We start from the raw sequence: 14,539 nt of genomic DNA, 5'->3' as shown, positions 1-14,539 counted from the left end.
AATACATCTTCATTATCTGCCACATAAATAATGTCATCTTTTAGCTCTTTATTTTTTGGCATCGCCGGATAAACAAGAAAGTATGATGTATTATCCGGCGAGAAGTCATGACAGCATTATAACCTTAGCCATTCGGATTAACACTACAGTGGTCGATAGAGGTGATAGCGCCCAGAATCTCTTTCTATAGCTAACAGAAGACCAGACGGCGGCTGATGAATCGACTCTACCGCGCGACGGCTGCGGCTGACTGGCACGCTTTCTTCTACACGCTGCTGGAAGTCATTGGATTTTTCCGCTGCCGTTAGCAGAGACTGATAATCCTGATTAAAAGCGTCAGGATTTCGTTCTGCTTTACTCAAAAAGGAAACATATTGTGCAATGGAGTCAGCATTCTTCAAACCTTTTGAACCCGAAGTATTAATACTATTGAAATCCTTGAGATCGCTTCCTGCATATACACTTTGCGGTGCCTGACCCGCATCTGGGTTATTGAGATTGTTATTTCCGAGATTAATCAGTTCGAACACATCAACGTTGCCGACTTTCGTCTGCTGCCGAGTACCTATATACACAAAATCAAGTGAGTTTGGCGCACCGTGAGACAACTCATGAATGAGTACATCGGCCACCGCTTGCTTACTTTTTCCCATCATTTTGTAATAGGTGTGAAAACCGTCGCGACCTACATTGATTATTTTGCTATTAGGATTTCTACCCAACTGACGGTATTGATCTTTTGACAACTCGGCCACCGTATTTGTCTCTCCTACCTGACTGTCGAAACTGAAATTACGATGGCTAATACGCTCTAAATCATTTTTGATATGACTCAACGTCTTACGTAGTATAATTTCATTCTGTGGTTTAAGCGGAAACTCTCTGCCAAAATACGCTTTTTGCGCTAATTTCACCTGTTCTCTGAGTTCGGGCTTATCCATGGCTTCAAGAGTCAGTTCAATTTTAGCTTTAGCAATTGGCAAGGATTTGGTAATAACCTTACGAGCCATTTGAACCTTCAAGGATTTACCAATTATTGGCAGATCTACCAGATTAAATGCCTTATTACCCGCCGTTCCTGTATTCGCCAATGCCAGCTTTACCTTACTCCCTTCCCCTGATGTCAGCTCGATAGGAATATTATTTCTATGCCCCAGTAGCAACTGCTTTCCTTGTTGAGAAATTGAATAATGCTTTCCATCAATCTTAATCACCTGCTTTCCGTTACGGGTACGTTGAATACCGAAATGGTTTGGCGCAGAAAGCTTCGCTTCATTCAACTGCAGCGGTTGAATATCATATTTACCCATGGCCGTAGACACTTCAGGCACCACGTCCAGAGAGACCGGTGCTTTAATGTGCCATTCTTGATTCGCATATTCTACTTTATGACCCGTGGATTCTGGCTGCCTAGCATCGTAAACAAATTGCTCATGACTGGCCAAATCGTAGCGATAAGGCACCAATCGACCATAGAGTTCAATGGCCTGCAATCGTTGAGGCTGAGATGAAACAGGATTACGTACGCTGTAAACGTTGGCGTTGCCGTCGGCAGTTTTATGGCGATGGCGAGAATGAAGGGAGAGTTCATGTGCAACACGCTGATCTAATTTACTAAAGCGAATGAATTTACCATCGCCAGTCGTTTTCCACTCCTGCGAAAGGTAGCTGAAATAGACTTGCTGCCGGCGTTCTCCGCCATTTTTTCCTTTAGGCAACACAGCGAAACTTTTCCCTTTATGCTCAACGAGAGGAACATCATGAAGTTTGCCATTGAGCGCCAGTTTAATATGGTTAACTCCATTCTTCAGATAGAACTTTGGCAGCTCTACCTGTGGTAGTTTCGGTTCAGATATTGGCCTGGTATATAAGCGTTGCTGTTCACTATGCGTACTGGCACTTATGCTGAATTTGGCTTGCTGAGTCACTTGCTGTAATAAATTCAGTTCCTCTTCTGGCGAAGTAGGCTTTCCTTCAAGATCATTAGCCGCGTGTTCCAGCAAAGGTCCGACAATATATTGAGCAATAGCCAAAGGCTGGCTACCGGGCAATAAAGTTAAAAGCTGAGAAGTAATAGAATCAATCTTCTCGGTAATATTGGTCGCTTTCTCTATTTCCTGATTCGTAGGGCACCCTTGGCCTTTATTCCAGCTATCTATATTCTTACTTTCAACCGTCATCATGGTAATTGGCTGCCTCAAAGTTTTACCAATTTGACGTAGTATTTGTGCAAAAGTCAGATTTTCGCCGTTATTCATACAGGAAAAATCAAACATCTTAACAATTTTGACGTCATCCAGAACCGGCGGTTGAGGCGTTGTTTTAGGTGGAAATACCGCATAGCGTGGCATACGCAGCTTTGTTTCTTCGGTTAGAAGAGTGGGAGTGGTTGCGATTTCCCGCTGTAAATTTCGAACCTGCCCCAGCGTTTGGGCTATAGGATTAGCTCCGTGTCCTGCGATCAGCACAGGAGCGGCCCGCTCGGATGTTAACGGCATACCGCCTTGTGCCAACAATCCATGCAACAAGACATTTTTTAGACTTGGCCGGCCTGATGACACCACCGTCTGCGATTCTGGAACATTGTGCAGCATCTTTATCTGGGCAAACAGATTTTTAACCTCGGTGCGCTCTTCCGGCGTAGTGGCATTTGCAATTAACTGTGTTTCAATTGAAACCTGACGATTATTGGGAACTAAAGGGTATAAAGGCATAATATGTACCTGAAAAAAGGCTAAGAAAATTATGAGATGAATAGACAGATATTTATAGCGGTGGTCTTGCCAAAATATAAACCCGAACTTCGTAATAAACATGAAAGAAGCTAACGTTTTTAAGCGAAATATACTTTCAAAAATCGGCAATATACGTCGGCCACACCAATTTTACGACCACCTGAGAATATCCGATTTTTTCATTCTACAAATTTGTAGGCCAATATGGACATGAGGTATATAATTATTTACTTTCCGCAAATGTTGTAACTGAAGGTTACGGGGAAGTGATGGGAATAAACTCTACTTTGCCGTGAGGAGAGATTCTAATTGTAGTAGTTATTTTTAATGAAAATAACTAATGAACATATTTTAGGCACCTTAAATTTACGAAATTCATTAATATTGGTCGTGGTAACGCCTGGCGATAAGAAATACGGCCATAAAACCATAAAACCATAAAACCATAAAACCATAAAACCATAAAACCATAAAACCATAAAATCATAAAATCATAAAATCATAAAATCATAAAATCATAAAATCATAAAATCATAAAATCATAAAATCATAAAACCTAATATAGCAAGACGGTTTGGCTCCACCAAAAATTAGAACCATTATTTTAACCGATAACAGCTTCAATATTAATAATTGTAGGATCTGCTCGCATTGCCTTACGGCAACATTTTAATATTTTCCGTACCTGCTGGTTAGGCCAATCTATCACGATGTATTTTCACAAATAAATATCGTCGGCAGGACTGGATTCAAAAGACTGGCTGCGACTCCCAACAAGAATCATCACCTAATTCCCCCAATCCTATTCGTTGCCAATACTTCTGGCCGTTCAAATAAAACACCATTTAACCTTGGGTGACTTCGTAAAACGTTTACCCCCTCCCTCATGCCGCCAGAAATATCAACGGTCGTTACATTTTTAGGGGAATAATAATACCCGAAAATTAAACGCTCCCAATATTGGGAGCGGTATAACTTACGTATTCAGATTTGAACAAAAATAATGCCTATCACATCAGGTCCTATTTCAACGTTGCGCGCTGGTCTAAAATGACTTTCGACGCTTTAGTCTTACATCATTGTTGACTCGTCCGGTCATGACGTTTTCCAGACCGGATATAATTCCGGAACAGTTATAGCAGGCGGGGAAATCTTGATTCACATCCCCAACCAGCCTTTGGGTAAAGATATAACTGCCGTTGAGCCTTTCGGCGTTTCCACCTTCAATATCAGGATTAGAAATAATATAATTCAGCGCCTGTACTTCTGCATGTAAACCGGCGATCCCGGCCATTTTAGGTAAAACATTATTATTTGCTAAAAGATGATCCCGAATTCGCCCTTCAACCACCGCATGAAGATCTGTTCCCGATGATTTATATTGGCTACGGATGCCAGTGATAAATGCTTCTGTATCTGCGACTCGGTAATACCCCAGGCTCGATTCTGGCTTCCATCTTTGACTTTTACCTAGTTTATCAGGATGATACTGACTCAGTGACGGTTTCACTTTATCCTCAATCAGTTCCACACCGGGAAAGGTATTTTTATTACCCAAGCTTCCGGGAAGATTCAGAAAACCATCTTTATAAACCGGATCCGGTTGCAGCGTATTTAAAACACCCGCATGAGCGGCGTAGGTTTTTAATTTTGAATTGGTAAATTTCATTCCTCTTGATTTTTTTTCTTTGTCTTTCTGTTTTATACCTTTTAGCACCGCCTCATTATTTAAGGTCTCCTGTAAAATCATTCCGGTACTTTCAGTCATACGTTGATAAGTATCTCTAACGCCTCTATGAGGCCCGTCTATCTGGTTTAGTTGGTAAATGGCCTTAACAATATCCCTAGACGCATTAGTCGTATCCAAATCCAGCCAATCTAATGGAGCCATTCCATCCGGATCGGTGAGCCGCAGTGGATTATTTCTCACCATTCTATACAAATTTAACCCATCAACCGTACCCGCAGGATCGGCGGAGAGCCAACGACCCGCCCAAGGTTGATAGTAGCGGAAACCGTAATAATACAGCCCGGTTGCATCCCGTTCTTTGCCTGAGTATCGGACTGTTTTATATGCCGTTTCTATATGACTCCGTGCTGCCCACACGGCGGTTCCGCCATAGGGATAATATTCTTCCATACTGATGACCAGCCCATCGCCATCCACTTCCAGACCGCTGCTACAGGTGAGGTTATCGTAGCTCCAGCGTATCTGGTCGTTGATTATTCCATCTGGTTTTCCGCTCTCCCAATGTAGTACACGCACCTGAGCACGCCCCGCCTCACCTATGCAGATAACCTGTAAGTTTTCCGCTTCCGCCACGCCGCCAGTCATAGTTCGCCATTCCAACCCCGGCAAATATAGCGCCCGTTGCACCCGCGCACTGTGATTCGTTTGCTGCGAACTGATTTTCAAAATACGCTGGCTGCTGCCGTCATAACGGTAGCTTTCACTGTCATCCGCCGTTTCGCCGCGAGCCACTAAAAGCACAGTGCGTAACTCACCACGCGGTGTCCAAATCAGGCTCTGCCCTTGCTGTAGGCACTTTTGGCTTCCACTTGCGGTAAAGAGCGCATCCACATCAGCAGGGTTTTCCGTTAGCGAACTCATTACGCCACGGTTGCTACGCTCACTCACGGTGATGTTTAGGGTGTAATTATTATTGGTCGCGGGCGCACTGTGTCTGATGCGCATTAGATTACCGGCGGAATCATAGGTATAAGTGCGGGTATAGTTCGTATATACCGAAGAATCAGAGGGAAGAGGAACGAGAGGGGAAGGTAAATCACTGCCTTGCTGGCCAGCTCCCGCCACTTCCCGTCCGCTGGCGCTGACCAATTGATATAAGCTGTCGTAACGGTAGGCATTTTCAGGCACCACTTTTTGATTGCGCCAAAAACGCGTTTCCTCTGCGTCATTAGTGATGCTGAGAACATTTCCTACCGGATCGTATTCATAACGTAAATCCTGTAGCACCTTCGCACCGGCGGCATGGCCGTTCGGACGCTCGGTTTTAATACCGATCAAACGCTGAGTTTCCGCCTCGTAAGTATAAGTGGTTACCACACCGTTACCGCCTTCCTCTCGAAGCTTCTGTCCAGCGGCAGAGTACGTCAACACCTTTATGATAACCTGCTCCTGCCCTCCTTTTAGCGTCAGCCAGCTCGCTGACAGTTGGCCCGCAATATCGAACGCCACGCGTTGCTGATTGCCCACTGCGTCAATGGTTGTCAGCACCGCACCCGCCGCATCCGTGCGAGTCACAGTAGTATAGATTTCTGTCGCCAGCAGACTATTCCAGGCGGAAGTATCGTTCCCCTGCCAATCGGCCAAGATGTTCGTATCATCCAAATTTTTCAGCAGCTTACGGCTAACCGATAACGGTTTACCCGTTAATGACACGCTGTCTGTCTGTATCAGGCCGGCCGCATCATAATAACTGACGCACTGCCCGGCGAGGTTCAGATTCTTCTCCTGCGGCGTATTGCCCGCATACACAAAATGCTCTGTAATCCGCGCGTTTTCGCCGTTCACCTGCTCGGTTACACTCAGTGGACGGCCTGGCAACGGGGCATTTTCATACTGAAAGGTTCGGGTGACGGCCAGACTGAGGTCGTCCTTACCATTCTCCCCTCTGCTAATATTGGTCATCGCTATAACGGATCTTCCTTCAGTATCGTTCAGAACTAGCGTGTTACCCGCATCAACGCTTTGCGTATATATGATATTTCCATTCAAATCAGTTAGATAAGAAAAATTAGTAACCTCTTTATGATTTAGTCTTGGATCTAAACTTTGAGCCAGAAAACCGCGAAAATCGAATTGATGATAGGTGATACATTCCTCCGTCACTTTAGGTGTATCAGGATGACGGCGATACGCGATATCGCGAACGCTTAGGCCCCGGTTATCAAACACCGTGACCGATGGGGTTTTACTAAACAGCTGTATGTCCATAAATATCTCCTGGTTAAACATGAAAAAAACGAGCACATGAATGGGAATACGTTCGATAGATGTGAACTATACGATTACGTACTAAAAGAATGTTGCTCGACACCCCATATTATTTATGGCTATTTTTGATAGCGCAGTTTGAAAATATAAAAACAACATAGTGAGGATGAAAAAATAGCCTGCCCTATTAAATAAATGATTAAATCAGGCAGGCTAGTGCTTCAGCGTAATTTAACGACGGTATTCTTTCTGGCCTCGTATTTCAGTTCAGTCATTCCAAACTGGCCTCTTGTTCTATGTTTCTTATGCGGTTTTAGCTCACCAAGCTCTAATAACGTTGATGCCGACACCTCACCATTTTTGTCTTTTGTTAATAGACTGAAAGATACACCAACGGTATTTTCGTAACCTGTGGTTCGGTAATTTAGAATATTATCTGCATCTCTATGTATTTCACTGCCTTTCTTACCGTTGTAAGCGATAGTTCCATTATCAAAATAATCCAATATCGTTAATAAGCTGTCATTCACGGCTTCTGGATTCAGGTCAATACCGGCATCCGGAATTAACTTATTCAGCATTCGGAAATTATCCGTCACTCCGTGTTCACCGGTTACCCAATTTTCGGATGGGGTTCCGGTTCCGGCATGCAAAGCATAAAAATTATTCCCTTTAACACCGGTAATCATCGTACATCCGGTTAATGTCCCAGCCGTCACCAGCACGGAGCGGCCAGGTTTTATATCATTCAGATTAATATTAATCCCTGCGGCACCCTGCACACCGTTGTGAAGAACCACCAGATCAGTATTATTTTTTAATGGTTTAGTTTCCCAATGTGTTCCTGCATACCATTTAGAGGATTTATTGGCTGATGTGATATTCTCACCTGAGGAAACTTCTAACACCTCTCGACGATCTTCCGCAGAAAGTTCCTTGTGGTTCTGTGGCGGAAAGTCTTTATCCCTATCCTGTCTGGAGAACAGAAAATCGATGTCAATCTCGCTTTCTGAACGGGTATAAAACGGCCCGGTTCCTTTGAGGGATGAAATCGTTAATGTGTCTTTCTTCCGAAATGAACTGATGCGCTCAAAAAAACCCGGAGCCAAGCCGTCAGGATCATGGAGTACAATCGGGTTATTCCTGACCATTCTAAATAGATTCAGCCCATCTATCGTACCCGCCGGATCGGCACTCAGCCAGCGGCCAGCCCACGGCTGATAGTAGCGGAAACCGTAGTAATACAACCCCGTGGCGTCCCGTTCCTTGCCTGAATAGCCATAGGCTTTATCACTCGCTTCTCGTTGACTGCGCGCCATCCACACGGCAGTACCACCATAGGGGTAATATTCCTCCTGACTGATCAATTGCCCGGTTCCATCCACCTCTAACCCACTGCTGCCAATCAGATTATCGTAACTGTAACGCAGTTCGTCGTTAGCCACTTCAGTAGGTTGCCCAAGCTCCCAGTGCATTGCCTGTACCTGCGCCCGGCCAGCTTCGCCAATTTTCACCACCAGTAACGTTTCAAACAACGTATTACCTTGATGAATTGTTCTTCGTTCCAGACCTGCCAGATAGAGCACTCGCCGAGTTTGGGTATTGTTATTGGACTGCTGAATAGCCATTTTGCTAACGCGCTGACTATTAGCATCATAACGGTATGTTTCACTGTCAGATTCCTGCCCATCGCGCGCAACCGGCGTGACCTTCGCCAGTTCACCGCGAGCATTCCAGCTTAACGTTTGACCAGGCAATAGTTGGTTCTGCCGTCCCGCGGCGTCAAAGAACGCCTCCACTTTATCGACATCGTCGGTTAGTGAGCTTAATACCGCACGATTGCTGTATTTTGAAACAGTTATATTGGTGGTGTAACTATTATTGGCTGCGGCCGATGTATGGCGAATTTGCATCAAATTACCAGCAGAATCATAGTGATAATTGCGGATGTAATTGGTATATGCATTGTTATCAATCGGAGACAGTGTGGGAAGTTGGCTACTCTGTTGCGGAATGTTTGCCATTTCGCGCCCGTTGGCGCTGACTAATTGGTACAAAGTGTCGTAGATGTAGGTATTTTCTGGCACCACTTTCTGATTACGCCAGAAACGAGTCGCTTCCGCGTCATTGGTAATACGCAGCACGTTACCTACGGGATCGTAGGTATAACGCAGATCCTGAAACACTCTGGCTCCCGATAAATGCCCCGCTGGACGCTCGGTTCTGATACCGATTAAACGCTGAGTTTCCGCCTCATAGCTATAAGTGGTGAGCACACCGTTACCGTGCTCTTCTTGCAGCTTTTGTCCGGCGGCCGAATAGGTCAACGATTTGACTATGATCTGCTCTTGCCCGCCCTTTAAACTCAGCCAGCTGCTTTTAAGAAAACCGGCTACATCGTAGGCCAACCGTTGGATATTCCCCATGGCGTCCGTTTGTACCAAGGTTTCGCCATTGGCGTCGGCGCGGTTGTAAGTGGTGAAAATTTCCGGCGTCAATAATTCCAGCCACGCCGATTCATTCGTCCCCTGCCATTCCGGCTCTGCGCTCTCCAGCAGTGGCTGAAAGCACGCCGATATCGGCGTTCCAGTGAGCGCAATACTCAGCGTTTGATTCAGCCCGGCGCTGTTATAATGGCGTAAGCATTGCCCCGCCAGATTGTTCGCTTTTTGCGATGCATCACTGCCAGCCCAGTAAAAGCGCTCAATAATTCGCTCTTCTCGATCTTTCTCCCTTTCACTGCGACTGAGTACCCGCCCCGGCCGATTTTCACCTTCATATTGCCAGGTATGTGACACGCCGGTGGCGGAAATGCTAATGGCAGGACGAGCGGCAATATCATTCAGGGAAAAGATTGTGCCTGCATCAACGCCGTCAGTACGCAAAACTTCGCCGCTAAGGGCCGTAAAGTAAGACAAATTCGGCTTAACCGAACTATCCTGCTTTCGTCTTTCCGCCAGACGCGGATCGATACTTTGAGAAATAAACCCATAACTATCATATTGATGAAAAGCTATACGCTCAGCAATTTCCTGCGGTGTATCTGGATGGCGATAATACCGTAACTCCCGTATAACGTGGCCACGATTATCCAGCACGCTAACCCCCGGCGTGCCCTGATGGAGCGCAGAATCAAACTGGTTCATCTCGGTTATCCTTTTGATAGGGAATGGCTTTCAACACCATATTTCCTCGTTTTCATCCGCCCCACGACAATGTAGGGCGAATTTTCTTATGGGAACTAAATCGCCAGATTTGCTGCCGTATCGTTCTCATCCTGATTCACCACAAACCACGGGGTATACTGGCGTTCACGCCGGTAACCTTTCGCGGTAATGACCTGATATTCGCGCCCTAAAGGATCGTAAATATGCGTGTCGGCAAACAGGTCAGTGCGTGCACTGTCATCGCTGAGATAACGCCAATCATCCAGAAAATAAGGCTGGTAAACGCGTATTCCTTGCCCTTTCCCGTCGTATTCCGTACGTCCGGAAACCGCCCAACGATTATCCGTCACCACTAAGGCTGGTGTGCCGGAAACATTGACCACCAGCGAGGAGTCTTCGCTGCGTTGCCAGCTCTCACCGGCTTCAACACGCTGAGCGCTTTGTAGCAGGCGGCCAAAACCATCACTGAATAGAATACGTTGCCGTAATTGTTGTTGGTCATCGCTATCGTAGCGATCGGTAGTAATAGTAAGGGAATGAGGCGGCGTACGCGGAATCTCGGCCAGTAGCGTCAACATCAGCACCGATAAACCATGGCGCGCCATCCAGCGCCGCCGACCCAGCGCGCAGACATAACCATCTTCGGTGACAAAACGCGCCTGCAGCAATGCGTTCCAAAGAGTACCGTTATCCGCCATTCGTTCGGAAACATCGTGCTGCGTCAGTTTTTGCATCCAGCTTTCAGGTTCAAAAATGGCGCAGTGAGCCACCGGAATTCCGGGGCTTAACGCCAGTGCTGCCTCAATCGTGGCAGGTACCACAAAAGGTTTGGCTTGAGGAGTGCTGTATCCCGCGTCTTTACCCGCTTCCGTTCCCCAAAACCGGCTGGCAATCACCTCCCCAAACGGATTCAAAACCACGTAGTGCTGGTTATCATTGGCATCCGTCAGGCTATATGGGGTAAGGAATCGGTAATCGTAGCGCGCCTGTGTCACCAGTTGAGCCGCATCCTGGGTTTCTATCACTACGCAATAATGCTTATCCCACTTCAACGTAGTTTTCCCTGTTAACAACGTACTACGCTGGCTGAGAGGACGCCAAAATTGCGAATAGTCACCGAATTCGCTGTAACCCTGACGGGCAACCCAAACATCCGGCTCTGACTCAACCCTAAACAAGCGCGGAGCCAACTGATAACCGGCGGAAAACAGCAATTCATCGCGCGTTTTGCTGTCCAGCACGCCGACAAAGGCCTGTAGGGTTTTCTCGTCCAGAATAGCGGTTTCGCCGTAGGCCACCAGCGCCTGCAAAGACGGTTGTTCATCCACACCGCCCTGATAAGCCACCCGACTTTGGCCCAAATAGGTAAACGGCTGATTCGAACCGATCAGGCTATTGGACGCGATGAGCGTTTCTAGCGTAAATCCGTTAGCCGGAGCGCGTTCCTGATCGTACTGATAGCCATCGTTTCGTTGCTCTTTTGGCAGCCCTAACAGCCAGTTATCGTCATTGGTCAAATGAAAATAATTTTGCTGTTGTTTGGTCAGATGCAGTTGCTGCTGCTGCGTGTCGTAGCTGCTATCAAACAGCGTTTCCGGTAAATCATCAGGATAGGGCGACTTTTCCGGTTTTTTACGTCGCGGGTAATTGATTGCCACACTTAATAATGGCGAACCATAGCGATCCGCTTTTATGACTACTTGTTGGCTACATTGAGGATCAGCGGCCACCCGTTGGTATTGATAACTTCGGGTTTCAATGGTGGAACACCATGCCGAAGGTACTGTGGCGTCGGTTGTGGGCAACGCCCGCACCTGATGACGCATTTCTGTGACCGAATAAGGAATCTCGGCTTCGGGAGTGCCATCATCACCATACAGTTCGCTGCGCAAAAGTTGCCCTTTCATCGCGCGATTCAGCCAAAAGGCATCATGCTCTGAAGGTATAAAAGCAACATCGGAACCAGCCTCTGAATCGTTTTCCCAACGAGTAAACCGAGGTGAGAAAGGGCTGAATGCCTGATCATCTCCGCGCCAAAACTCTGCGGATAGCGTGGTGTCAATCTCAGGGATTCCCGTAGCAAACCAGCTAACAGTTCGGGAAGGATGAGTAGGAATGTCGACCGTTCCCTGGGCAAAACCATCCGTATCGCGCTGAATCAACCGGCCAAAGCCACGAAATTCCCGCTCTTGGCCATCCCAGGAACCGTGGGCATATTCTTGTTCTTGAGTGAGACGGTTACCTGTAATCTCATCAAAAATCTCGCTACGCCAGTGTAAATGCATAGGAAATGGCAAATGACATTCAGGTTGCTGCCCCGCCGCCTCAACCAACTGTTTTTCATCCAGCCAGAATTGAGCCGAACTGCGGTAAAACAAGCAGGTTTCCGCCCCCCGATTATTATTCATCACATTCAATAACCAAGGCTTATTCAACGCCAGATCGCAGCGCCAATGAGTCGGTGACATATGCGGCACCGTCATCACCAAACTGGCGATGCCTAATCCTTGAATATCAGCTGCTTGCAGTTGGCAGGTGTTATCAAAATTCACACCGTCCGGCAGTAATAAAGAGATTGGTTTACTAAAGCGATTACCGCTTTCGTTTAGGTAGATCTCTAGACATTCCGAATGAGCATAAATAATGTCGTTAGTGCCAGAACCATCAATATCAGCCAGAAACACCCGATCGGGGTTGAAACTGGTCTGCGGCTGACTAAATCCTTCCAAAGTCAAAGGTTGGCCAAAACGGCCGTGTCCCATATTTGGCCAGCATTTCACGCTATCTGCCGTGATCTCGACCAGATGCTGCTGACCCGAACCTAACATATCGGCAAAAGCGACTAATTGACGGGAATCGATTCCAATGACCGGTAAGCTGACGTTTTCTGCCTGCGTGACATCCTGCGCCGGAGCCCAGTTCCCCTGCTGATTGGCATACAACCGCACGCTTTTAGGCCCGATAAGCACCAAATCAGATAATCCCGCGCCAACCAGATCTGCTAATTGTGCCTTCGGGTGAAAATACTCGGTGGGTAAGGTGTTCAATGGTGTAAAATGTGTCCATTCACCTGTCGAATGAATGCTATGAAAACCTCGTACTCCCGCTGAAGTGATCACCCAATCCAAACGACCGTCACCGTTGATATCCATCAGCGTCGCTCCCTCTTGCAAGCGAGGGATTTCGGGCAACGCTTTCATTGCCCCATAGGTCACGGCATTAGAATCGCCCCCAATTTGGCGTTGCGGCGATTTGTACCACCAGGCACCCGGCGTTTCCTGATACAGAATGCCTGGTGTACCTTCACCATACAGATCAATCATTTGGTATGGTTGATAGCCGTTAAAAGCCTCAAGCTGCGGCATTTCCTGCCAGCCGGGAATACTCCCTATGTCAAAACGCTGATAGTCGAATTCTAACGGCGGCTGAGTAATTGGGCTGCCGTCCGTTTCATACGCCACCTGACGGACAGCTACCAAGGTGCTGACGCTGTTATTCAGGTCGTAATCTAGCGTGAGTCGATTCACCAAAACGGGAATTTCGTCAGTCACATCTCGATCATTCAAGGCCTCCAGCCGATGGAACCCCAATACCTGGTGGCATAAGCGGCGATTTCGAATTTCAATTCCAAAGTCGTAGCGGCTAAACATATCTGGCCGGGCTAACCAACCGGTGGCTCCTCCCTCGAAAGTGGGAATTTTATTAATAGAGATATCTCGCTCGCCGTAATCAAACACTAAATGGAATAACCACTGGGTGAGATTAGGTAGTTCTTCATCTAAAACAAATAAACTGGCTTGAGGGGAAATATTACCGTAGTCAATCCGCGCTAAATAACGCTGGGCACTATCCTGTGGATGAAGCGCTATTTCCGCATCAGTACAATTGACTTGATTCTCGCCGCTATATTGATAGTAAATATGCTCGCCGGTAGGCGTAACCGTTTCTTCCAACAGCCAGCTAGCAATCTGCGATGGGTTTTCAGCATTAGCCACCCGACTATGGGAATTTTTCCCCAGAATATGCGTTTGTCCATCGGGAGAATAAATTATCCAGAATGGCGTGCCATCAGTTTGTTTAACGGGTTGCCAATATTCTATTTTGATGAAGTCTTGAATAAGGCGCGGCTGGTAACGAGTGACCTTATAGCTGAAAGGTAATGGGATACCTTGTAGACGGTTAGCCGTTCTCACATCTTCAAAACCACTATCATTTAAAGCGATAGCCATCACTTCCCCGGAAGGGCTAAGAAACTCGTCATCTTCGTTATATTGGGGAACCCCTTTTTGAGTACGACGGCTAATACTCATCGCACTACATTGCCATCCCATACCAAAAGGGCCATTCCCTGCACCGCTGCTATAACTCAACGAAAGCGCCGGGGCTACGCCACGACCTGCGGAGAAGGGTAATGGTATGGAAAAGGTCACCATTCCATCAGGCCCTGCTTGACCCACTGATTCGCCCATCCCATTAATTGCCCCTCCGCCCTTCGGCAATGAAAGGGTCGTGATAGCCATTTCCTGTGAATTTTGCATAAAGACTCCTGTCAGCTATTAATCAATAGCCGAACATTGCCAGACCGTGACAGGTTATAAATAACGCCATTTTAAATAAGCAATAAAACAACCCGCCACGTTCCGCTATCTGATTTTTCAATTAATTTAAATTAATAGGCT

Annotated in this window: 4 protein-coding genes and 2 pseudogenes; all 6 read right to left on the bottom strand. The window is 46.7% G+C overall.

Going from position 1 to position 14,539, the window contains the following annotated elements:
* Positions 1-143: 143 nt before the first annotated feature.
* Positions 144-2,864 (bottom strand): hypothetical protein, encoded by a 2,721-nt coding sequence (locus ACQ4OC_RS02015; protein WP_430970888.1) that lies wholly within the window; start codon positions 2,862-2,864, stop codon positions 144-146.
* 475 nt (positions 2,865-3,339) lie between these two features.
* Positions 3,340-3,444 carry a hypothetical protein gene (locus ACQ4OC_RS02010; protein WP_371112906.1) on the bottom strand — a complete coding sequence of 35 codons (105 nt, stop codon included), beginning with the start codon at positions 3,442-3,444 and terminating at the stop codon, positions 3,340-3,342.
* A gap of 336 nt (positions 3,445-3,780) precedes the next feature.
* Positions 3,781-4,161 (bottom strand): annotated as a pseudogene (locus tag ACQ4OC_RS02005) (YwqJ-related putative deaminase); the annotation flags it as partial.
* A 462-nt stretch (positions 4,162-4,623) separates the two neighbouring features.
* Positions 4,624-6,693 (bottom strand): annotated as a pseudogene (gene yenC2 / locus ACQ4OC_RS02000) (insecticidal toxin complex toxin subunit YenC2); the annotation flags it as partial.
* A 221-nt stretch (positions 6,694-6,914) separates the two neighbouring features.
* The gene (gene yenC1, locus ACQ4OC_RS01995) at positions 6,915-9,839 is read right to left on the bottom strand and encodes an insecticidal toxin complex toxin subunit YenC1 (protein ID WP_064513233.1); all 2,925 of its coding nucleotides are present in this window, start codon (positions 9,837-9,839) and stop codon (positions 6,915-6,917) included.
* A gap of 95 nt (positions 9,840-9,934) precedes the next feature.
* On the bottom strand, positions 9,935-14,398 hold the full coding sequence (yenB, locus tag ACQ4OC_RS01990; protein WP_430970887.1) for an insecticidal toxin complex toxin subunit YenB: 4,464 nt from the start codon (positions 14,396-14,398) through the stop codon (positions 9,935-9,937).
* Positions 14,399-14,539 lie beyond the last annotated feature (141 nt).

This window comes from Yersinia sp. J1, assembly GCF_050586585.1.
GTDB classification, from domain to species: Bacteria; Pseudomonadota; Gammaproteobacteria; order Enterobacterales; family Enterobacteriaceae; genus Yersinia; species Yersinia entomophaga.
The sequence above is the reverse complement of the archived record's forward strand: the minus strand, read 5'-3'. Positions and strand labels throughout refer to the sequence as shown.

Bases quoted from the DNA above. Each gene is read 5' to 3' on its own strand.
- yenB (WP_430970887.1), bottom strand. From the start codon at position 14,398: ATGCAAAATTCACAGGAAATGGCTATCACGACCCTTTCATTGCCGAAG.
- yenC1 (WP_064513233.1), bottom strand. From the start codon at position 9,839: ATGAACCAGTTTGATTCTGCGCTCCATCAGGGCACGCCGGGGGTTAGC.